Raw genomic sequence first — 22,122 nt, forward strand, 5'->3', positions numbered from 1 at the left:
CGGTAGGACAACGCACGCGCTGACCGGCTCGCCTTCGGTGCGGCTGTACATGCCGTCCACTATCTTGAAACCATCGGTTTCGAAATCTGCGTCCAGCAACGGCTTCGCTGGTCGACGCCGCTCAAACTGCCGGCGGAATTGCCGGGAAATGAGCCTGAGCCTTTAGCTCAGCCTGATCAAGTATTAGGCTAACGTTGCTTTTCACGAACGCTTCGGCAAGAGATCCAGATATCCCGTGTCACCGATGGAAGCGAGGTAATTGATCGCCTCTATGATGAGGTTTGTGATCTCGGGCGCATTCACCGCGAGGCCGTTGACGAAGATGGCCCGCATGCTGGCTCCCTGCGTCATATACGTCCACGCGTCGGCATGCTTGCATTTGATGAGGGCGGCAAGCGCACGCGCTGCACAATCCGGGAGCTTGGGCGAGGCCTTCGCCAGCCGGTCGAGAACACTGTAGGGATCGCTTGGTGCAAAGCCGGCCTCAGCCGCGGCGGCAATTTGGCCGATAAGCCATTCATCGGAGATGCCCTTTCTGAAAAAGAATTGTCCGAGCGCGCCGATTTCGTCGCGGAAGCTGTCGGGTGTGGATGACGCTTCGGCCGCGGCAAGGCGCCTCCCCCAGTACGACACCGCACGCGCGCGAAGCGGCTCGGGCAAATTCTTCGGCGGCAGTTCGAGCTGCTCGCCCAGAAACCACATGGCGTGCTGAAGCGCACACGAAGGCGCCGTATTCCAGAAGCGCTCAAAACAACGCGTCGGGCAAGGCATCGCCGATGTAGAGAATGACAAGATACTCGGCGAGCCGGTCGTCAACATGCCGCTGGTCGCGGGCGTAGCCAGGCTCGTTTAGCGCATCAATCTCGGTCTCGTAGCAGCGCTGCATCCGCAAGCGAGGACACTCACCGGGCCATTGTCGGCGCTAAGATGCGCATGCCATGCCGCGTCGCTTAGCGTACGCGACTTCTCCGGAAAAAGCGTTTCGAGGTGTCGCTTGAGCCAGTCTTCATCGAAAAAGAAGAGCCATTGGAGAAACCGCCCAAGAATGGCGCGTGGAATGCGGCCATCCGCCGACATATCGGCCAGCTCTGCTTCCAGGACCCGCCTAACTGCCGGCAGCTTCTCAATCATGCCGCGCGGCGGTTTGCCGATAGCGGCTTCATCGACCTTGCTCATCCAGAACAGGAAGTACATGAGGAGCTGCACGGCAGCGCCGCGTGACGTCGATCGCGCACCGTGATGCGGGAACTGGCGATAGCTCTCTTCGAAGTCATCGGAATCCGGTTTGCGCGGCGCGCTGCGGTAAAGCGCCAGAATGAGACTTTGAACACGCGACGCGTCGGCGGCGGCGATTCCTTCGTTGCCCCGCCCGAGGCCGGACGTAAGCACGTCGATGGCAGCCTTGCGGGCCCAGGACCAGTCGGGATCGTCGCCTTCCATGCCATTTGCGCCAGACCGGGAATCTGAATATGTGATCGCCTCAACGAGGTTGAGCACACCAGCCCACGCGATGCTGTTTCCATTGTTTGAAGCAAGTGAAAGTCCTTCAAGCAGCCGTCGCACATAGATTGGAGCCAGGCTGGCAAACGTTGCTGCATCTGTGGAATAGCGGAGCGGGTCGGCATTGACCGCCTCGCGCAGTTGCTGAGCAAGCGCGGTCGTCGTTTCGCGTTTTTCTTCCGCAGTTGGTCGCCATGTCTGAAGAAACGCCACGATCTCTTCGATCGGACGCGAAGAGAAATCAGGTGCAGTCAACGGGCTCACATCGGGCTCGTCAAACTTACGCCGCCATGCATCCGGGTCGCCAAGCTTTTCGGCGGCCAGCCGCCGCTCCTCGGGCACCACGTCGCGCCAATGCCAGATGATGTCCCTGACGATAGAGGCGTCGCGCGCATTCTGCTCTTCGGCCGTCGGCGGTCGCTTCTCGACTTCCTCGAAGCGCTTGTTCATTGGTTCACGGAAGCGCTCAGGTACAGCATCGACGAAAGCGAGGATATCCGATTGTATCTTGGGTGATAGCGATGGAAACCAACTGCGCGCGAGTTCCCCGTACTCCAGTCGCGCCCACGTGGCGTCGATGAGCTCCTTGTCCGCCAGAAGCGCTTGCGCGGTCTCTGGCGCCGAGCCGGGCCCGAACGAGAGCACGTGCAGTGCGATGCGGATGAAAAGTTTCCATCCATAGCCTTTGATGCAGGCTACCACATTGGCTGTGTTTGACGGCTCGATTTCGGTTACAAGCTTGGCGGCACGGGTCAACTCACCGACGAGAGCATCGATGACGTCGTGCTTCACGCCGTGCTCCGTCACGCCGCCAGACAGGTAGTAACTGTAGTCGTGCGGGGGCTCGTTCGACACTTTACCTGACGCTCGGAGCGCTTGATCGAGCAACCAAGCGAGCAAATGCACGGCTTCCAGTTTGCAAACGGGAGCAATGGCGCGGACGGTCTCGGGCAGAAAATGCTCGTACATGTGCCGGCTGAACAGCGTGGCGAGCCGGCCATTCTCGGAAAAAACCTGAAATAGCGCCCGCGCGATCCGTAGCGCCGCATCGCCCTGGCCGTCCGTCGCGAGATTGCGGATCAGATCGTAAGGGCTCTGCGCCATGATAAAGCGCGCCTTTGGCGTCAGCCACCCCTCGGCGACGTCAACGAGAGACGCGGCTTCAGCGGCAGGAAGGGCGGCCAGGATTTCCATACCCGCCAGTTGCACATCCGGATGGGTGGAACGTGCGACGCGTTTGAGCGCTTCAGCGACTTGCGCCCGGCCAGCATCGTCGGCTGTCTTGGCCATGCGAAGCAAGTAGCGGCTTGCCGGCCACTGGCGCAACCGGACGCTGTTGCCGGAAGTCTCGTCTTCCTCGGACGAAGGCCCAGTCAGCAGATTTCGCTGCATGAGATGCGGGAGCCAGTCCGGCGTTTCGAGCTCGTTGAAGAAATGCCACAGCAACGGCAGCGCGCCTGGAATCTCCTTGGAAAAGCTGGTGACCGCAGCGCTTCGGTTCGGCATCGCCACCAGTTGGTCAATCCTGTGCATGAAAGCGGCATATTCTCCTTGGAGAGCAATCATCAAGCCGCGAAGCACCACATCGAACGGTGCCTGCCACGCGGCGCGAAAAGCGTCATCGACCGTCGTGGAGTGGTGCAGCGCGCGCCCTCCATGGGCCTGCCCGTGGGCTTGCGAGATGGATTTCCATGCCCGCGCGATATCGCCGTCCGGTGCGAGGTCGAGGCGCGTGACGATTTTCTCTATTTCTTCCTTGTGACTGAGGCGCGGCCTCAATTGGCCTGAGGCGCGCAGCACAAGGTCGTCTCCATATCCAAGCGTCCGCAGTGCCGTTTTTGCCGCCTCCAATTTTTTGAGCTCTTCTTCCGTCGGCTGAATGGCTACATCCATCGGGACATCGAGCGTCTGCCGGAGAATGGATTCGAGCTCGCGTAGGGCGTGCGCGGCCAGCGGGGCAGAAACGCGCAAGGGCAAGCCGCCAGCCGCGAGCCGGCAGAAATCGACATAGCGGTCTGCGATTCGCTTGCCGAGCAGTCGTCGAACCAGGGCTGTCGTGTCCTGCTGCTCGCGCGAAAGATCTGCTGTTTGACTGGGATCGTCCATAAGGGCTCAAAAAGGCATCGGTCAGACAGTAGAGAATAGCGCTCGCGGGTCCGGAAGACTAATTTTCGAGGCTGCCTCTCGATATTGCGGCCGATGGATAGCCCTTGGCTGCAAACCGGCCTGGGCTTGCGCATGACCGGTCACCCCATCGCAGCGGGTGCGCTGAGCCATGACCGCCACTGCCGATATCTGCCATTGACTCCAGGGCCGGGAAAGCGCGGGATTCTGGATGCGAATCAGTAGGCCCGCCGGCGTGCCGGGAGAAGTTTTTGCGCATGCGATTTCGCAACCTTGAAAAGTATCAGACCGGGAAGACGGGCAGCACGCTTCAGCTAAGCATCCCGCTACCTCAAACGCCTGACGGTCGGGTCTATCGATACTCGCCCAATGAAAATGCGCATCCGCGCCATTTTGTGCTCGGGCAGCGGGTCGACGGCTTTCCGTTGCCTGAAAACATGACGCCGAGGATGACGCACCAGCCAGGTTTTCCGGAGACGGTCTGTCCTTACAGCGGCATTGTCGCAAAGGATGATGACTTTACTCACCCCGACGATCGCGCCGCTGCCTTAAAGCTGGTGGAGCACGCGTTTCGTGCCGACGCTGCTGCGCAATTCCATGACATGTTTGCGGATATCGGAAGGAAATTTTCGAGCAGCAAATTCATTAAGGTCGAGACGGGGCTGCGGCCGGTCGCCAAACCCGTTCCGCGCTTCGCGCGCAGCGATCTTTTGCGCGAACTGGTTTGCGACGAGTGCGGACGGGACTATGGCGTATTCGCCATCTCGCTCTTCTGTCCCGATTGCGGCGCACTGAATATCCATCTCCACTTCGCCCGCGAGGCTGCGCTGGTCCGCGAGCAAGTGAAGCTGGCTGACAGCCTTGGCGAAGATCAGAGCGAATTAGCGTATCGATTGCTGGGCAACGCGCACGAGGATGTACTGACCGCTTTCGAGGCCACGCTGAAGACGATCTATCATCATAACGTGGCGACGCGTCCGGAAGGCTCGCCCGAGGTGAAGCCAGTCGGAAATGCCTTTCAGAACATCGAGCGCGGGCGGAAGCGTTTTGGTGAGTTTGCGTTCGATCCGTATGGCGCCCTGTCGCCGGACGAGTTGGCGGTACTCACGCTAAATATTCAGAAGCGTCATGTCATCGGGCATAATCTTGGCGTCGCGGATGCCGCCTTTGCCGAGCACGCGGCCGATGCCCGTGTGGGCGAGAGGGTCCCGCTGGTCGGCGATGATATTCTTCAATTCGCGGAGATAGCCCAGACGGTCGTCAACGGCATCGATGGCTGGCTGGCGAATGGCGCGCAGCCGCCAGTCGAGAACGTGGCGAGCAGTCCGGTGGTTGCGCTCGCGGCCAGGGAGTCTGCCCCGTTGAAAATTGGTGAACTCAGCCCGCTGGCTATCAAGATAGGCTTGTGGGCGTCTAAGGAATCTACGCATGGCTACAGCGATTTTGTACCTGAAGACGAGTTGATCGCCGCATTTCCGAACGTCACGATTGATGAACTTGGTTTTGCGGTCGCCGAGCTCGCAAGGGACGACTTCGTGAACACGACGTCGTACATCGGCCCGCGCCTCCCGCGCATCACCACGACTCCCAACCTGTACTTCACGTTCGATCCTTATGCACTTCAGACAGATCCGGCCGTCGATGCCGCGACGCTCGTGGATTTGGTAAAGGACAAGAAGGATTTCATCGGTGCGACCGCGCTCCATGAAGAATCTGGATGGCCGCTCCGCCGCTTCAATCCCGCATTCGCCTATATCCTCACGCAGATCGACGACCAGCGCGTGTCGAAAACTAATGTCCCTGACTATCCGGCTTATGGGTTCGTCATGATGGATAGTGACCGCGTCGATCTGCATCGCTTTGCGTCGCGCATGCGCGGATAGGCAAATCGGTAGGCATAGACCCGGGTCAGCGCAAAAACGGCGGCCACTGCATCTCGCAGTGACCGCCCGCAACAAGGCCTAGAAGCGGCTTATCTGGCCGTTTACACCCAATACGCCCCCGCCACGCTGCCCGCGCTTCTTGCGCTGTTCGGTCGCAACCGCAACTTTCAGCGTCTTCGGCGAGCTTGTCGAGCTCATTGAGGCGCATGGCGGGCACCCGCCACACTAAACCGGAGGCGATTGCGCTACCGTCAGCACATGGCTGATATAGGCAAGGGCAAGTTGACGTGCGGCGGTATCGTTCAGCCCAGTGACATGCTTCCACCACGGCGTCGCACGATCGGCAAACAGCTCCTTTAGCTTTTCCAAATGCTCCGCGGTCAGTGGTTGATCCGGCACGCCGCCGCAGTTTGCCCAGGCGAAGTTCAGGCTGTCGCGGATCACTCTGTCACGCTCGGCTGCTTGGTGCGCTGCCAATGCTGGTCCGAACACAGCGCCGAAGGCTTCTTGCCGCTTTTCCGCGTCGTCCCGCTCGTAGTTATAGATCGCCTGGACATCCGCGACGTCGAAGTCCAGGCGAACCGCAACTTTGAGGGTCTCGCTGGTGCGGGGATCTAACGCGTAGACGGATGTCCGGCGGTCTCCGGAATAGTTACGACCGAGGCAGATGACGGCGCGATGGATGCCGAAGTATTCTACGTAGCCAAGAATCAAACCTGTCTCTGGATTAGCATCAATCGCAACGCAGTGTAGGGGTGTCCCCGGTAGCCGGCCACTCACCAAATCATCGGCGTAATAATATCCGAAGCAAGGCTCCGCATCGGCTTGGCGTAGATAAGACAAGGCATCGCGGCATAGATCGATAGGAAGATGGGCGTTGTGGGCCAGCGCCAAGGCACTTTTGACGAGAGACCTGCCAGACAATGGGCCTCCAAAGTCCAGATCAATGCGCATCACACCATTCGCGTATGATTGTCGGGTCTCGGCGCCGGCCAAGGCCGCTTCGACGTCCAACTTCGGATATTTGCGCTTTATCCCATTCAGAACATCGAGCGCTTGGGCGACCGACCCCGCCTTCACCTGGATACTCTCACCGCTCGGGGTCAGCGTGCGATTGATCTCCGGCCGAGCCATTTCCAGCTGACCGCCGGCATTCAGCAGGAGGTTCTCACCGGCAGTGGTGATGACCGCCATGCGCAAAGTGCGTCCGCGTTGACGCTTTACGCCGAAATGGAGAGCCAGAGGCCGAAGCTGCTTCTCAAGCGCCGCATCCCAAGTGTGACCTGAGCGGTTATTGCAGTCACCGTGCAGGAATGCGCGAACTGTTTGGCGCCCGCCGATCGCGCCGGGAAGAACGTGCTCCTCGGAGTCGTTGTCAGGCTCAATGTCCCGGCCGCAAATGGCGCAGATGGGTTGCACCCGCTCTCCAATACGCAAACGACGGTCGGGCATGGAGCTTGCTAACGTCCTGCCTGCTCTCACCTTGTTGCGCTCTCCGCCTCAAGTGACGCGGACATCGTCACACAGCGGCTCCGACCTCACCAAAAAACTGTCCCTGGGTCTGTCTAGGCCGTCCACGCGCGCCCCGGGCGGGGCGAAGGCGCGCGATGGCCGGCTCCGAAAAAACAGCCCCCAATTCGGGACGCTTTCCAATCAAACACAGCGGAAGCAACACGCAGAATCCATAGGGCGAACGAGACTAACAAAACGGACGTACAATCTACAAGAAAGCTCGCGATAAAGGATTAGCGCACGCGAGGGCGCAGTCGCTCCAAAAAATTACATAGCAAGTTCAATTACATATGTGTTCGAACTTTTATTCACTTCGGCGCGCCATTTGCGCACAAAACCGCGAACTTTTCCGTTCTGGTTCTGTTTGCCGGCAATCACGGCCTGCAAGATGTCCTTGCTGCCCACAATCCGGATAGCCCGATCGTCGACTTCGACCGCTTCAACGATCGAGCGGATGTACGTCTTGCGGGTATTCGTGTCGCCTGCATCGAGCTTTTCATTCGTGAGCCTCGCGAAAGCGTCAATCTTCTGCGCGTCGATGACAACCGCTGTCGCCATGCCGACTGCGATCGTGCCGTGGCCGCACATATGCGAATATTGCGTGCCGTCGATATAGATCAGCCTAGTATCTCCTCAACACGCGACAGCGAGTGCTATATCGTTCAGGCCATAATAGAATTGGACCCGGTGGCGGTGGGGAGGGGTGGTATGCTTTCTTATCTTACAGCCGAAGCTGCTTTTGTTCGGGCGTTCTGTAACCGAAGCCTGCTGTTGATCTTTCTTTGTGCCCTAACCAGAACTGGCGAAAAGCTCGGGAATGCTTCAGCTCTCGGCCTGTCGCTCAACATCAATCCTGGCATCATCGTGATATTCGGACCACTGCTTGTCGTTTTCCTCCTCGCTGGCCTGAAAATCGAAGCTGACAGCCTGCGCGTGGCGAGGGACGTCGTCTTGAGCGAAGCGACTTCGCTACCTGCCTCGCTCAAGCGGCCTGGTATTGCGGTCTTGGCCCTGTTTTTTGTGCCGGTCATGAGTACGGTGTTTTTCATCATTCAGTATTTGCTGAACGTTGTGCCCCACGGGACGGCCTGCAATCAATATTTCTGGAAGCAGTTCTACGATCCCGAGTACCTCATGATCGGCACCGCCTCGACCTACTGTGTTGGGAACATCAGCGATAATATGCCGTGGATCTATCCACCATTCCAGATTTACCTCTATCTGATCTGCCTGATCGGCAGCATCCGTATGAGTTATGCAATCGCGAAGCAATGGTCCCAGGCTCGAGCGTTATCGAAATGAGCCAAGCATCCAAAAATTCGTCGAGCTTCGCACATGCTCGAGTTCAGGAGATGGTACTGTAGCGATAGATTGGTGCGCGACTTTCCGGTCGTAAGAACGCGCACCGCGTCATTGTGAGGGGAGGATGGCATGCGCCTGCGTTCTTTGGCTGGCCCGTTGGCGTTTCTGCTTATCTTGGCAGGTGTGGCGATCGCTTCATGGCGTTCGTCCTTACACAGCGTCGCGGAGTACGCGGCTCTGGACGAGGAGGCGAAAGCGATCGCTTACACACAGGACATTGTTCAGGCAGGGACGCAGCCCGCGGCATGGGATACGCGGCTGTTCTTGCCGGCGGGCTCGCTTCGAGATGCGGCCCGACTCCTCGTCGGATCGGAATTTAGCTCTCAGGTGGCGAACAGCGACGGCGCGCTTCCAGCAGGCGCCTTTGTCGCGCGCCTTGATAGCCTCAAGGTCGAAACCGAGGCATCGCGTCTTCGTCCACACCTGGAAATAACCGTGGGGTTTCGACCTGCTGGAGGCTCAACGTGGTGGAGTGGCGCGTCGGTGCGGTTTGCTGTCGACGCCGAGTTTCTTCCCACGGTCGGCGCCAATGACACGCCGGCTGTGCTGAAGATTGTTCCAGCGCGCATTGCCCCGGTTACCGGTCTGCATTTTTTCGACGTTGCGGCGGGCAAGCTTGCCTCCGAGGTTCTCTCTCATGCCGTCATCGAGCGCTTCGCCCAACAGCTTGCGATTCCGCTGCCGCCGCTGAAGATAGAGTTCAAGCTGCCGGTGCACCTGGCGGTGGACCAAGACCTCGTCTTTCCTTTTCAGGGCGGATATCAGCTCCACGCCAAATTGGATGGTCCCGACATTAAAGGTTCGTTCGAGGCACCCTATCCTCTCATGACGGCGTCAGGGGTTTGGCTGCTCGGAGGCGCCAAGGTCACGTTCAAGACTCCAGACCCACTGCCGGTTGACCGGGCGGCCGCGCGCAGCGCGATAGACCTGAAGCGCAATCAACTGGCCGCCACTCTCGGCGCTTTCGACGTCGCGGGAAATGACGTCGAGGTGCGGTTGCCGGTCCGTCCGTTGCTGGATGCCGCGAAGGCGGTTTCGGGTCGTCAGTTCGCTATCCCAATCAGCACCACACGCGCCAACGGCGTGATCGCCGAGGGAAATGTTCTAAAGGATGACTTCCTCGGCGACGCTGGCGTCAAGGTCACGCCACAGCACGCCGAGTTTGTCTCAGGCACGCTCAGCGCGAATTTCGCCCAACCGAGCTGGTCTCCAGATAAGGGTCTGACCGTGAGTGTTGATGTTCAGGCCGCAGTGCGAGCGGCAATCCATTACCACCTCTCGACCGGAAAAATTGGAGGCGGGGTTGGAGGAGATACGACGATTGAAGGATCAACCGGCGGTACTCTCTCGTCGCAGATCGCTGTCAGCAGACAGGAAACACAGAAGGGAACGGCCATCATCCTGCAACCTGAGTTGTCATGCGTGCGAATTGCGGCGGACATTTACAGTCAGGCTGCGCTGGTGAATGTCGGCTGGGTCAAGGTCGGTAGAATCGGCGTGCGCGTGAAGAGGAATGTCGGCGGTGGCCGTCAATCACCTGTTTCCCTGGTCGACAGCCTGCCGCGGGTTTACGGGTTGGGTGCGCCGCGGCCAAATGCGACGGGAAAGCCGGAGGGTTTGCGTTTGCCAAAGCCGGCAGTCGAGATCCGGTGGTCGCCGACATCCGTGGTCATGGAAAATGACGGACTCAGGATCCAGGCTCGCTTGTCGATGAGCGGCTCCGATACGCAGCCAGGCGGGCCCCCCGATAGCGATCGGAGCGCCCTTGCGGACGCACTGCGTGAGCAATCGAAAGAGGCGCCATGCGCGCCGGAGCAGGAGCTCGCTCTTCTGGTCGATAATGCGGAGATCGGTCCGCACAATGAGATCGTGAAATTCCTCGACGACTCCGTGAAGGCGGGCATCCGGGTCGGACAACAGACGGTTGACCAGATCAACAAGCTGCGGGAGAAGCCGATCGACACCATCAAGGAGGCTCCCGGCAACATAGCCCGTGAAACCGAGAAGGCCGGCAAGTGGCTCGGCGATCGGACCGGCATCCACATCCACTCGCCCTGGTAGTTTGCGCAGGCGCTCGTTGCCCCGCTCTCCGAACCTGCAGACAGCTACGGCCCATTCGGCGGCGTCGGCGAACGCTTGCGGCCTTGACGTCGTGGAGCTGGCGGCGGCGGGGGGTGAGGCCGACACGGGAGGCGAGCAGACGTCGTCGCCGGTTTGTCCGAGGGGCGCCCCGATCACGTCCTCGATGTGGCTGGTCTGACTGAAGCGCGATGGCGCTATCGCGCCGTCTCGATCTTGATACCGCAACGGCCGTCGCCAGCTTTTTTCCTCTGCGGCTGCGCCGCATTCCTCGCGACGCAAAAAAAGGTCTCTGCCGGCCGCCCCCACTGACGTTCCGGCCCTTCGGGTGCGGGCCGATCGCCTCCAGTCTGTCGACCGCTATCGACGTCGCGACGGGCGCGACCCGAGCAACCCTAAAGGACGACGACCACGGCGACCATCGGCACCTTCACCTCCACCGAGAATGGCTTCACCGGCTCGATCCGCACGCTGACGCTGAACGTCAAGCTGGTGCGCTTCGAGAACGCCCCGAGCAAGGGCCCGCACTTTCGCGTTTACTCCGGCGCCGTCGAGCTGGGCGCGGCCTGGCAGAAGCACTCTGAGCAGAGCGGCCGTGACTACCCGTCGGTCAAGCTAGACGACTCGAGCTTCCCGGCTTCGATGGCGGCGCGTTTCTGGGCCGAGCCGATCGAGGGGCGTTTCGAGAAAGTCGGCACCTATGAAATCGGCCGTGTCGTAAGCAGTCTCGTGAATGGATTGCCGCCGCGCTATCTCGAAGAGCCCGGGAATAAGCCGAAGCGTTAAGTGCGGTCGCGGTTCATGGCGTACTCATGCGCATGCCCATTGCTTCGGTCGTTGTATTCGCCGCAAAGCGCATACAGCACTGCCTCCACCTGGACATCGCTCCAGACCCACTCTTTTGACGTCCAGTGCGGATCGTAGAAGCCGTCGAAGCGGTAGGCCCGTTGATCGTAGTGAAGAACGATAAGGCCGGGGGTCTCAAGCCCAAGAGACGGGTCGACCAGAATTCCCGCCCGTTTTAGCGTTCCATCCGCTGTACCTTTTCCTTCGAAATCAGGTGTCCTGTGGATGGGTGCGCCGACTTCTCCAAACGCCATATTCCAAAGAACGCCGCTCACGCAAGCGCCGCCCATTGCCCGATCATAGTAGAAAGGTGCCAGCGTGCCGGTTCCGCTTTCTGGCCTTGGCAAGCGGAGTATGTTCGCCAGCGCAAAAGTCGGCCCACGCTTGAACTGTGTATTCTTGAAGTTTCCGGCGGCCTTCTCAATGAGGGTTTCGATCGTTCCTCTCACCGATCTTGGATCGTAATCGGGATCGTTCCCATAGGGGCGGTGCGGCGCAATCTCTCCGACTCCCACCGCCACTCGCTGGCCGTCCGCGATCTGACGATCCACGTCGATCTGCACCTCCATGCCCTCATCGAGCATTTCGGGGAGGCGCTGTGGCGCATGGACGATATCGAGCGATTTGACTTCGATAAAAAACGCAAGCGTCTCTGTTTTGCCGTTGGTCTCCACATCAAGCGAGCATTCGAAGTCAGGCCCCGCCAGTTTCGTCTCAGGTATCTTTGTGATCGTCAGCCTTCCTCCGGTGCGCACGCGAAGGAAAAGGCACACGAGCGCCTCTGAATAAATATCAAAGACACCGCGATAGACGCCGTAGCGCGGCTGCGCCGATGTCGCTGTCAATCTTGTTATCATGTCCTGCACAAAGGTCTGCATCGAGGGGTCCGCCAGAGCGGCGTCTTCGATCGCGCGCACCTGGCCGGGGTCGATACAGTTAAGTGTGTAGTCCATCGTTGTGCCGCTGAGAAAGCGGCGCTCGTCCTGGAACAATGCGCTGAGAGGATAGGCTGAACGCCACGCCGCAGCGAACGTCGTTTCGAATTCCGTTTTGAAAGAAGGATTCGCCGAAGGGTGCGCAAGCAAGACGAGCATTTTGTCAGTGCTATCGACAAGCGGCTGCTCGCGCCGCCGCAGAGCGCGATCCCGAAGGGCATTGAGCCAGTCCAGCTCGATACCGCCGAGCGCATAAGCTCGTTGCCCTCGGAACAAAGCCAGATGGCGACTGAAGGCATCACCGAGATCGGTGGAAACGGAGGGCATCCAAATGGGCGTGCTCATCATCATACCCATCCATACCAATACATCTAAAAGTTGTCGAATCCCATGCGGCGCGCTGCGAAAATGTGACAGGTGCATTCAGGCACATGCCAAGCCTTGCGATGCGCGGACGGATTATCTTGTATCGATGTCTTCACTTTTATGGCGCGTCCGGCCGGTGCCGGGCGGGCTCTCGTAAACCGAGCCGCGGATGCGTCTCGGCCTTGCGGCATCGATCCCTCGCGCCGATGATAGAGAAGAATGCATGTGTCCCTCGCCGGGGGCACTCGCGTCGGGTCCCGCCGTCATTTCATGCCGGCGTCGCTATCACTGCCCCTCCTCGGGTGCCCTTTTAACCGGTCTCGGGACTGCACTCGTCCCGCGTGCCGCCTGCGGCGTCGCTATGCTCACGCGTTCCGGGGGCCTCTTTTCGTAGGGCAGGCTGGCTCCGCCAGCGTTCCTATTCCTAAGGGCTAGCCGACCAGCAACATCCAGACTAGCAGCTCAGGATCAATCGATGACCGCCCGGTCAAGCTGTAGAATGGTGCCAGTTCGCTCCGACGACCATGAGACCATGATGTCTCACAATTCGGAAGTTAATCCTATTGAGACGGCATTGTTGTCTCGGCAGCATGTCTCGTGTGGGTAAACCCAAAAGAGGCTCGCCAACCGCGCGCGCCGCGCTCGGTGCGCGTTTCGTTCCGATGGAACCGGGGCTGGCTCCGAGCACGGGGCCGACTCGTGACTTCGGACCCGTAAGTGTCCTACGTAAAACTACGGGGTGTCTCATTTGATAGTCCATCATTTTAGATGGGGCTTTAAACTTGCCTCGACGAAGCATTCAACTGCGCGACCATGGGCGAATATCGAGCTTACGTAATCGGGGCAGACGGGCACATAGAGCTTCGCGTGGACCTGACGGTCCCTGATGAGACGATAGCCCGGGAAAGAGCCAAACAGCTTGTCAACGGACATGCCGTGGAGCTTTGGCAAGGCGCGACCAAGATCGAAAGATTTGAGCCGGAACAGTAAAGCCGCCTCACTGGGCGGCCTCTTTCATGTCGGTACCACTGTCACAAAACGCGACACAAAACCTTGGCACAACTTGTGCAGTATCATCGTCACCGGAGTTTTGCGTCAAACCCGCCGGGGCTGGAAAGCCGCCGCCCGCGTGACATTTAAGCGGGCGGCGTTTTTGTAGGATAAGCGAAAAGCCTCCAATCCAGGACTGGCGGATACTGGCGGTATCGCGAGAGTTGGCCCAGTTTTGGCGGCTAACGTGATCTGTCAGGGCCGCTCGGCGCTTGCATCCCATAAAGCTCCGCACGCTTGGCCGCCAGCTTACGGTACGCATCCGCCTGCTTCAGTAACTGCACCTTGAACTTGGGCTCGGCTTCGCCCTCGGCAAGAGCTTCCAGTTGCAGCGCGCGTTCGATGTACTCGGCCAGCAACTTCACCGGAAGCTCCACCGTATGTCTGCTCCGCATTGCTGGACATACGGTCGCAATAGGTTTTCAATGCCGAGGTTGATTTAGGTCAATATGCTCATTTTGGTTGTGGGAGCCAATTATGGATCAGTTGGCGGACGCACCCGGCAAACAGGACGCGGTAGCGTTCCTCAAAGAGCGCGAGGAATGTCTGGCGGAAGCTGCCAAGAGCGACATCCCGTCAAGCAAGGCACAGTGGCTCATATTCGCCGATGAGTGGCTAAAGCTGGCACAGGCCGCAAGGGCCCGGCCAAAGCGCGAGGCCGCGACAAAGGCGATGGCCGCCAAGTAAAGCTGCCTTGGTCGGCCTCGCTCCATGTCCGGCTTGCAACTGCACTCATTATCGCGCCGAACGCGACCCCACCGAAGTTGCACGGAAGCTGGCGCTGGCGCGGTCTAGCGCGGAGCCGTCAGCAGCCGAGCGAGAGGGGCGATTGAGCCCAATACCCGGCAGCCGGGTAAGCTGCTCGAAGACGCTCATCTTCTGCAGGAGGCCGGATGCTTCGCTCTGGTCCTTGAAGGTATTCCGGCGGAGCTCGCCGCGCGAGCGACCGAATCCCGGATCCCGACGATCGGAATCGGCGCGGGGCCGGATTGCTCCGGTTAGGTACTCGTATTCCATGACGTGCTGGGCTTGATCGAAGGATATCGTCCTAAGCTCGTCCGCGCCTAACCGCCGTCTTCCATTATTGCATCTCCTTCAATCGATGGAGATCGAGAGTGCGCAGCGCACGTGGGCTGGGCGGTGCCGTTCGCGCATGACGGGATCCAGTCGATTCGCGACGCGCAAACAGGGCGGTTCGCGCTTTTTTCAGGCCTACCCCGAACTTGCAACGGGCAGGCCTCCTAAGAACCGGTCCAACTCGGCCTGCATTATCAATCTGCGCTTGCCGAACTTCTTGCTGGATAGGGCCTGCGAGCGCATGGCGCGATAAAGGTTGGTTCGGGAGGTCCCGGATCGTTCCACGGCCTCTTGAACCGAAGGCATGCGGCTTCCCGAAGGAAGGGCGTCCGCCGGAGATGTTGAGCTCGGATCGGAGGCAGCTACATTGGTTTCAGGTGATCCCACGTCGGGTAGCCACTTTTCGAATTCACCGCGGATCAGAAAAATAGGTAGGCGAACGCCATTTATTGCGCAGTTCGGGCCTGGAAAGCGGTCATCGGTGGAATCACGATGAATTCCGGCATGGTCGCCAAACTGCCACCAGCCCCTGGTCGGTAGTTCGAAGTCGATGCCCGTGCTGACGTTGTGCACGTGTGCTCTGAGAGCTCCGTCCGACAGCGCCGCCCGTAGCACGCGTTCGGCCCGACGTTCAGCCTCGAAGATGAGCTCGTATGGATTTTCGTCCGAGGCGGAGCCGTCGTCGCTTGCACCCTCGTCCCACACGACGCAGAACTGTTCAAGGTCCTGCCAATCGGGCGTAAGCCTTCTATACAGGATCTGGAACGCTTCGCTGATCCGGATGCCGCCTCTCGGTATCAAATGTTCGGTGCTCATGTGGATGCCTCAGTGCAGGCTCGGGGCGCCGTCTTCGACGAACTGACGTTTCAACTGCTTCAAGAGCTTGGCATAAGTTATCTCGATCATCCGCACGCTCGTTCCGCAATTCTCCGCGATCACGGTCAAGGGTACGTTCTTCTCGATCGACTCGGAGATGTACGAATGACGGAGCGAGTAGAAGGTACCTCGGAGGTCCAATCCCGCCCGGGAGATCGCGTCCTTCATGCGATGGATCTGGTCGGAAGCCTTTCATTTCGCGCCGTCTTCCTTGAGGAAAATGAACGCATCATTCGGGCGTCCACGCGTCAGCAGATCAAGCAACGTCTATGCGTCCTTTTGCAGAATGATATGCCGACCGTCGGTCTTTCCGTTTACGTACAGGTGTTTCCCCTTACGATCGAAGTCCCGAACGCGCGCCTCAGTGAGCTCCTCGTAGCGGGCGCCCGTGAGATAGCCGCCTTTAAGCAGATCGGCGAACTTCGGTTCCTCTGCGTTGCCGATCAGCTTTCGCGCCTGGTCCGGAGAAAAGCGCACTTCCCTCGGTCGGGACACGTTATGGAACGGTTTCACCTTGCGCCAAGCATCGTCCGTCGAGACTCCGTTGCTGCCGTCCCGCCAAGCATGGTTGAGGAACGCCTTGAACATCGTAAGCACCCGGTTGGCCGAATCCTTCGACTTGCGCACCACCTCCTTGTCAGGGTCCTTGGCGACCATGGTCGCCTGCCAGGTCTCCAGTTCGGTGGTCGTGAGATCGATTACCCTGCGGTGCCCTAGCTTGGGCATGATGTGCTTCTCGACGCGACCTCTCGTAAGCCGCGCGCTGCGTTCGTTCCTTCCCGCGAGGGTGGGCAGTTAGTTTTCGAAGGCCTGGCGGACGGTGATCGTCCCGAAGCCCGGCGCCGAGTTGGGGTTCGCAAGCGCGATTACCCTTTCCTGCGCCTGAAGGTACTCCAGAACGTCGACGCGTTGCGCTCGCAGTACCGCTTTACAATGTTGCCAGGGAGATCTCGTCGTAGTCGTCACCATCGCCGGCAGCGAGGTGCTCAACCTAGATGAAGGGATGCTGCCAGCCGGGCCTTTCGTTGCGTGGCCTACTTTGAAATCCCGAGTGGGCTATTTCGGCCAGTACCTGGCGCCGAGGACTGTCCTGATCCCTCCGCGAGTGTGGAATCAAGAAAGGGTCGCATTCGCGCGACCCTGCCGGAAAATTTGTTGGGAATGAAATAACAGCCCCGGCAGGAGCAATCCTGACTCCTTCAATAGGCCTGAGAAATCCGTAGTAGCACGGAGTTCCGGTACCGGATCCGAACGCGTCCTAGTTTCCCGAAACGAGTGTCCTACTCAGGAGAGCACCCTGGCCGAGTTTGAAAACCGTAATGACAGTTTTTAAGGAGAACGGAAATACAGCTCTCGATGAAGAATGGTGCAATGAAATGGTAATGAATCGACTGAAACGCAAAGAAGCCGCTGCCACCGCGTATTGAAGGCACTGCGGGCTGCATCGAATGACCTGACAATCGTGCAACCGCGATTCGACGCGATCCCTCCAACTCCATTGATCCTTGTCGCACGGCGATTGAGCAGACGCGGATCACGTCGTGAAACACTAACGAGCTTTCGCCGTCGGGGTCGGAGCGGCGGCCGAAGGTAGAGGGACGATCTTTTTTGCCACGTGCCCCTGTTATGCCCCAGACTTTTCGGGGCACAATATGGGGGAAGCAACCCGCTAAATTGTTGTAGTTATGGGACTAATGGTGGGCGCACAAGGGATCGAACCTTGGACCTCTCCCGTGTGAAGGGAACGCTCTCCCGCTGAGCTATGCACCCGAAACCATCATGCAGGCGACCCGAGTTTCGGCCGCCGGCGCTTTGGAGCCCGCGATTTAGAAGTGCGGGCCGAAGGTGTCAAGTTTCGAGGCGCTGTCGGGCCGGAAAACCTTCACCGGACCCGCAATTCGGCGGCGCGACCGTTTTCGGGCCGCCTACGCGCCCTGCTGGCGGGCGCGGGAGGCGTGGGCCTGGAGCGCGCGGATGCGTTCGGCCAGTGTTCCGCCGCCTTCGGGCAGGGTGCCGGCGGCCGTGCCGTTGGTCGCGGCGTCATTGGCCGGGCGCGGCGCCGGCCTCGGCGGCTGGCCGGCCTCGGCCGCAAGCAGGGCCTCGATCGGCGAGTTCGGCCCTTCGAGTTGCATCGCGAGCTTGGCCACTTCGGCGGCGATGTCGTTGATGCGTTCGCGCAGCAGCGCGTTCTCCATCCGCTCGGTCGCCCAGGAGCTCTCGGCCTGCTGCTGGATCGCGTTGATGTCGCGCTGCAGCTTGGCGCGCTCGTCGCGGGCGGTGCGCAGCTGCTCCTCGAGCGCAGTCTTTTCCGCGCGGATCGATTCCATCGCGGCCGACGATTTGCCGCCGCTCAAGGCCGCGATCTCGACGCGCAGCTCCTTGATGGTGCGCTCGGAACTCTCATTGGCCTGGCGGAGCTGGTTGTTCTCATAGTCGCGCTCGGCGAGCAGCTTGCCCTGCGTGGCGAGGCGTCCCTCGAGATCGCCGACGCGACCCGACAGCATCTCGGCCTCTTTCACCTGCAACATGAGCTGGCGATCGAGGTCGGTGACGCGCTGGCTCAGATTCTCGACGCGGCCGCGGGCGTCGCCGAGCTCGCGCGAGGCGGTCTCGGATTCGGTACGCTCCTGCGCCAGCCGCGCCTGCGTCGCGGCAAATTCCTTTTCGGCGTCGCCGACGCGGTTCTTCAGCTCCTCGATCTGCGCACGTACCACAACCAGCTCGACCTGACGGCTCTCCGCCATCATCGAGCGGTCGGACAGTTCGGAATTGATCTTTGCGAGCTCGCCCTGCTTGTCCGTCAGCGCGATCTCGGCGGCACGCAGGGCCGCGGTCTTGGTGTTGAATTCCTCTTCGGTGGCGCGGAGCTGCTCCTTCACCGCCTTCTCGCGCGCTTCGAGCGCGAAGATCGTGGCGTTCTTCTCGCCGAGCTCGATCTTCATGCGGTTGATGGCGTCGCTCTTCTTGCCGAGCTCGGCGAGCTGGCTCGTGGTCTTGTTCTTGAGCTGGTCGACGCTCATCTCGAGGCGCCGCGCCGACATGGCGAACTCGGCGCGGAGCTGGTCCTTGTCGGCCTGGATCTCGGCCATCGACAACGGCGTGGCGGCCTCGAGCCGGCGCGTGGTCAGGCGCACGGCGCGGTTATGCACCAGCGGCACGATCGCGAGCCCGCACAGCATCGAGAGCAGGAAACCGATCGCCAGGTACATGATCGGTTCGACCATGGGCCAGAACTCCCAAAGCTAAGGAAAAATTTACCAAGGACATTGCATGCGGGGCCGGCAAAAAGCCAGCCCCGACATGTCGTTAACCTTGATCCGTCGCCGCAGGGGAAAGCGGGACGCTAGAACGGGTTCCAGGTCGCGCGCGGGGTGAATTTCAAATAGCCGATATTGGCTCCCAGCCGCAGGCCGAGGCCCGAGCGGATCGGCACCAGCACGATGTTGTTGGCGGTGAGCGCCGTCATGCCGAAGCCGCCGATGATGTAGGCCGAGCCGTCGAGGCCGGCGAAGCGCTGGTAGATCGCGTTGGTGGCGGGCAGATTATAGACCAGCGTCATGGTGCGCGCGCCGTCGCCACCCCAGTCGAAGCCGAGCGAGGGGCCCTGCCAGTAGACCCTGAGGTCACCGGCGTTCTTGGTGTAGAGCGTGCCTTCGCCGTAGCGCAGGCCGGCGACGAAAGCGCCGGACCCTTCCTCACCGAGGATATAACCGTTGGGCAGGCCCCATTGGCTGACCGCCTTCTCGATGATCGAGGCGAGACCGCGCGAGACGTTGCCGAAGAAGCGGTGGCCGGCGTTCACGAGTTCGTCCGGCCCATAGGTGCTGGGCGTCGGGGTCCGCTGCGGCGGCGGCAAATCGGGCGGCGGCGGCTGCTGGGCGGAAGCCGGAATGATCCACCCGACCATCGCGGCAAGCGCGACTGCGGCAAGGCGTGATGCGAAAGTCATAAAAGAACCCCTGGTATCGAATCCGGTCGCTTCCTTAACCTGACGCCAACAGGCGCGGCTCTAGGTTGCGCCGGATGTCCCCTCGACTCGGATGTTATCCGCAGCAACTATGACGGCAGAACGGCAGGAAGCTAGCCCTTTGCGCCCCGGAATTGCCTTGATCGGCCTTCTGGTCTGCATGCTGTCGGGCATTTGGATCCTCTGCGCGGGGTTGCCGGCGCAGGCGGCCACCACCGAGCGGATCGTCGTCAACCGCTTCAGCGGCGTGGCGATCGAGGGCTTCGACCCCGTGGCCTACTTCGTCGCTGGCACGGCCGTGCAGGGGGCCGCCGAGTTCGAGGCGAACCTGTGGGGCGCAGTCTGGCGCTTTCGAAACGAGGGCAACCGGGCCTCTTTCCTGGCCCATCCCGAGGTCTACGGGCCGCAGTTCGGCGGCTACGATCCGGTCGATATCGCCCGCGGGGTCACCATCGCCGGCAACCCCCGTTTCTTCGCGATCGCGGCGCAGCGGCTCTATCTGTTCAGCCGGGAAGGCAATCGCGACGCCTTCGCCGCCAACCCCGAGCGCTTCCTCTACGAGGTGGGCAAGCGCTGGCCGGCCCTCGAGGACAAGCTCAGCCAGTAGCGCCTTTACGATTTCAGAGTCTTGCGGCCTGCGGGTCACCCCAGGCGATGAACTCCGGGATGATGAAGCCGCCATCGTGCCGCTCGCCGAAGCGGAGCGCGCCGCCCTTGCCGTCGGTTACGCTGCCGCCGGCCGCGGTCACGACCGCGTAGCCTGCCCCGACGTCCCATTCACAAGTGGGCCCGAAGCGCGGATAGATGTCGGCACTGCCTTCCGCGATCCGGCCGAATTTCACGGCCGAGCCGACCGTCTTCCTGACGGCGTTGGGGCGGTGATCGATGAAGTCCTCGGTTCGGGGATCTCCATGCGAACGGCTCACCGCGGCGATCCAGGGCTCGCCCAGGGGCGGCAACTTGCGGGTATGGATCGGCTCGGCAGCGCCGATCGTCGCGCCATCGAACCTGACGCGCTCGGCGCTGCGGCCGACGATGCCGCGCCAGAGCAGCCCGAGCGCGGGCGCGCTGACGATGCCCAGCAGCGGCACGCCCGATGTCACGAGGGCAAGGTTGACGGTGAACTCGTCGCGCCCGGCGACGAACTCCTTGGTGCCGTCGAGCGGATCGATCAGGAAGAAGCTGTCGCGGAACGGCGGCGAGGCGAGCTGGGTCCGCTCTTCCGACAGCGTCGGGATGTCGCCCGCAAGCTGCGCCAGCCCGTCCGCGATGATGCGGTCGGCGGCAAGGTCGGCCTCGGTCACCGGCGAGCCGTCCTGCTTGCCGTCCACCCGCATCGCCGCGCGGTTGACCGCGAGGATGGCTTCGCCCGCTTTCACCACCAGCGCGGTGAGCGGCTCCATCAGATGGGAGGCGGCCGCGCCGTCGATGATCCGTTTCACCTGCATGCCTCATTCATCGGCAATTCCATCCCTGCTCGAGTGATTCGCCGCGGCATTAGGGCCGCTTCGAACCGATCGCAAGCTAGCTGCCATGGGCTTGCGAATGTTAGAACCTGCGGCATTCGTCAAGCATGCTTGATTCGCCGCGTCCGCGCCGTGCAATTCCAGGAACCCTTTATGTCTGACGCTTCGTCACCCGCTACCGTTGCCGCTCCAGATGCGCTCGAACTCGCTGCGCTGCTGTGCTCGCGGGTCTGCCACGATCTCATCAGCCCTGTCGGCGCCATCGTCAATGGGCTCGAAGTGCTCGACGACGATCCCAAGCCCGACGACCGCGAGTTCGCACTCGACCTGATTCGCAAGAGCGCGAAAACCGCCTCCGCCCGCCTCCAGTTCTGCCGCCTTGCCTTTGGTGCGGCCGGCTCGTCCGGCGCGCAGATCGATCTCGGCGATGCCCAGACCATGGCGCGCGGCCACATCGAGGACGGCAAGTGCTCGATCACCTGGAATCTGCCGCGGATCCTGCTGCCGAAGAATCGCGTCAAGCTGTTGCTCAACATGCTGGTCGTTTCGCAGCACACGATCCCGCGCGGCGGCACGCTGACGATCGATCCGATCGGCGAGGGCGAGACCATGAGCTTCCGCATCACCGCGACCGGACATAATGCGCGCCTGCCGCAGAACATCTCCGAGCTGCTGAGCGGCGAGCGCGGTCCGGCCGCGGATGCGCACGCGATCCAGCCTTACTATACGCGGCTGTTGGCAGAGGCCTGCGGGCTCACCGTGAGGCTCGCGCATGAAGGCGAGGCCATCACCATTATCGCTTCGTAGACACGTCGCCGCTCTCAAACGTCAATCGAATCTTTACAAGGCGCTTCGGCTTGTCCGGAGCGCCTTGTCTCTTTGTTGATTCCGTTCTTTTCCACATACTCAACCAATATTAAACGCTTTGCGGTGAAGCTGGCCCCATTCCGAATTGGCGCATCACGTCTTGTGTGCGCGCCCTCCCTGTATGAAGGCCTGTTTTCATGGATGATCTGTTGCGGGAGTTTTTGACGGAAACCAGCGAGAGCCTGGACACCGTGGACAATCAGCTGGTGAAG

General features: G+C 60.7%; 19 protein-coding genes, 1 tRNA gene and 2 pseudogenes. 8 read left to right on the forward strand and 14 right to left on the reverse strand.

What is annotated here, in order from left to right:
• Positions 1 to 201 precede the first annotated feature (201 nt).
• Complete coding sequence (locus AC0L3J_RS34225) at positions 202 to 819, reverse strand: hypothetical protein (protein WP_473350005.1); 618 nt, start codon at positions 817 to 819, stop codon at positions 202 to 204.
• 30 nt (positions 820 to 849) lie between these two features.
• A complete protein-coding gene (locus AC0L3J_RS34230; protein ID WP_473350006.1) occupies positions 850 to 3,606 on the reverse strand; it encodes a hypothetical protein in 2,757 nt (918 codons plus the stop codon).
• 275 nt (positions 3,607 to 3,881) lie between these two features.
• On the opposite strand from AC0L3J_RS34230, the gene AC0L3J_RS34235 reads away from it, so the two are divergent.
• Positions 3,882 to 5,507: a hypothetical protein gene (locus AC0L3J_RS34235; RefSeq protein WP_473350007.1), complete on the forward strand. Its 1,626-nt coding sequence runs from the start codon at positions 3,882 to 3,884 to the stop codon at positions 5,505 to 5,507.
• Between the two features lie 225 nt (positions 5,508 to 5,732).
• Here the strand turns inward: AC0L3J_RS34235 and AC0L3J_RS34240 are convergent, their stop codons facing one another.
• Complete coding sequence (locus AC0L3J_RS34240; protein WP_249799046.1) at positions 5,733 to 6,959, reverse strand: HNH endonuclease; 1,227 nt, start codon at positions 6,957 to 6,959, stop codon at positions 5,733 to 5,735.
• A gap of 327 nt (positions 6,960 to 7,286) precedes the next feature.
• Positions 7,287 to 7,577 (reverse strand): hypothetical protein, encoded by a 291-nt coding sequence (locus tag AC0L3J_RS34245; protein ID WP_473350008.1) that lies wholly within the window; start codon positions 7,575 to 7,577, stop codon positions 7,287 to 7,289.
• A 150-nt stretch (positions 7,578 to 7,727) separates the two neighbouring features.
• On the opposite strand from AC0L3J_RS34245, the gene AC0L3J_RS34250 reads away from it, so the two are divergent.
• The 3 genes and pseudogenes from AC0L3J_RS34250 to AC0L3J_RS34260 all read left to right on the forward strand — a co-directional run.
• A complete protein-coding gene (locus tag AC0L3J_RS34250; protein ID WP_473350009.1) occupies positions 7,728 to 8,321 on the forward strand; it encodes a hypothetical protein in 594 nt (197 codons plus the stop codon).
• Between the two features lie 129 nt (positions 8,322 to 8,450).
• On the forward strand, positions 8,451 to 10,442 hold the full coding sequence (locus AC0L3J_RS34255; protein WP_473350010.1) for a hypothetical protein: 1,992 nt from the start codon (positions 8,451 to 8,453) through the stop codon (positions 10,440 to 10,442).
• 480 nt (positions 10,443 to 10,922) lie between these two features.
• Positions 10,923 to 11,111 (forward strand): annotated as a pseudogene (locus tag AC0L3J_RS34260) (DUF736 family protein); the annotation flags it as partial.
• A gap of 131 nt (positions 11,112 to 11,242) precedes the next feature.
• On the opposite strand, the gene AC0L3J_RS34265 reads toward AC0L3J_RS34260, so the two are convergent.
• Entirely contained in the window at positions 11,243 to 12,664 is a 1,422-nt protein-coding gene (locus AC0L3J_RS34265) for a hypothetical protein (RefSeq protein ID WP_473350011.1), read from the reverse strand.
• 1,175 nt (positions 12,665 to 13,839) lie between these two features.
• A complete protein-coding gene (locus AC0L3J_RS34270; protein ID WP_473350012.1) occupies positions 13,840 to 14,022 on the reverse strand; it encodes a hypothetical protein in 183 nt (60 codons plus the stop codon).
• Between the two features lie 112 nt (positions 14,023 to 14,134).
• On the opposite strand from AC0L3J_RS34270, the gene AC0L3J_RS34275 reads away from it, so the two are divergent.
• Both AC0L3J_RS34275 and AC0L3J_RS34280 read left to right on the forward strand, forming a co-directional pair.
• Positions 14,135 to 14,344 (forward strand): hypothetical protein, encoded by a 210-nt coding sequence (locus AC0L3J_RS34275; protein WP_473350013.1) that lies wholly within the window; start codon positions 14,135 to 14,137, stop codon positions 14,342 to 14,344.
• Positions 14,345 to 14,503: 159 nt separating this feature from the next.
• Positions 14,504 to 14,719 (forward strand): annotated as a pseudogene (locus AC0L3J_RS34280) (3-methyl-2-oxobutanoate hydroxymethyltransferase); the annotation flags it as partial.
• Positions 14,720 to 14,869: 150 nt separating this feature from the next.
• Here the strand turns inward: AC0L3J_RS34280 and AC0L3J_RS34285 are convergent.
• The 6 genes from AC0L3J_RS34285 to AC0L3J_RS34310 form a co-directional block, all read right to left on the reverse strand.
• Entirely contained in the window at positions 14,870 to 15,550 is a 681-nt protein-coding gene (locus AC0L3J_RS34285) for a helix-turn-helix domain-containing protein (protein ID WP_473350014.1), read from the reverse strand.
• A 9-nt stretch (positions 15,551 to 15,559) separates the two neighbouring features.
• The gene (locus tag AC0L3J_RS34290) at positions 15,560 to 15,778 is read right to left on the reverse strand and encodes a hypothetical protein (protein WP_473350015.1); all 219 of its coding nucleotides are present in this window, start codon (positions 15,776 to 15,778) and stop codon (positions 15,560 to 15,562) included.
• A 99-nt stretch (positions 15,779 to 15,877) separates the two neighbouring features.
• The gene (locus tag AC0L3J_RS34295; protein WP_473350016.1) at positions 15,878 to 16,336 is read right to left on the reverse strand and encodes a hypothetical protein; all 459 of its coding nucleotides are present in this window, start codon (positions 16,334 to 16,336) and stop codon (positions 15,878 to 15,880) included.
• Between the two features lie 969 nt (positions 16,337 to 17,305).
• A tRNA-Val gene (locus tag AC0L3J_RS34300) sits at positions 17,306 to 17,380 on the reverse strand.
• Positions 17,381 to 17,535: 155 nt separating this feature from the next.
• A complete protein-coding gene (locus AC0L3J_RS34305) occupies positions 17,536 to 18,834 on the reverse strand; it encodes a hypothetical protein (protein WP_473350017.1) in 1,299 nt (432 codons plus the stop codon).
• Between the two features lie 119 nt (positions 18,835 to 18,953).
• A complete protein-coding gene (locus AC0L3J_RS34310; protein ID WP_007606270.1) occupies positions 18,954 to 19,559 on the reverse strand; it encodes a DUF1134 domain-containing protein in 606 nt (201 codons plus the stop codon).
• Between the two features lie 139 nt (positions 19,560 to 19,698).
• Between AC0L3J_RS34310 and AC0L3J_RS34315 the strand changes: the two genes are divergently transcribed.
• Positions 19,699 to 20,184: a YHS domain-containing (seleno)protein gene (locus AC0L3J_RS34315; RefSeq protein ID WP_473350020.1), complete on the forward strand. Its 486-nt coding sequence runs from the start codon at positions 19,699 to 19,701 to the stop codon at positions 20,182 to 20,184.
• Positions 20,185 to 20,197: 13 nt separating this feature from the next.
• On the opposite strand, the gene AC0L3J_RS34320 is transcribed toward AC0L3J_RS34315, so the two are convergent.
• Positions 20,198 to 21,025, reverse strand: coding sequence for a 3'(2'),5'-bisphosphate nucleotidase CysQ family protein (locus AC0L3J_RS34320; protein ID WP_473350018.1), 828 nt, complete (start codon positions 21,023 to 21,025; stop codon positions 20,198 to 20,200).
• A gap of 171 nt (positions 21,026 to 21,196) precedes the next feature.
• On the opposite strand from AC0L3J_RS34320, the gene chpT reads away from it, so the two are divergent.
• Entirely contained in the window at positions 21,197 to 21,850 is a 654-nt protein-coding gene (gene chpT / locus AC0L3J_RS34325; RefSeq protein WP_027565198.1) for a histidine phosphotransferase ChpT, read from the forward strand.
• 14 nt (positions 21,851 to 21,864) lie between these two features.
• On the opposite strand, the gene AC0L3J_RS34330 is transcribed toward chpT, so the two are convergent.
• Positions 21,865 to 22,122 (reverse strand): hypothetical protein (locus tag AC0L3J_RS34330; RefSeq protein WP_473350019.1); only part of this gene is annotated, 258 nt, incomplete at its 5' end.

Source organism: Bradyrhizobium sp. Kon37 (assembly GCF_055807535.1).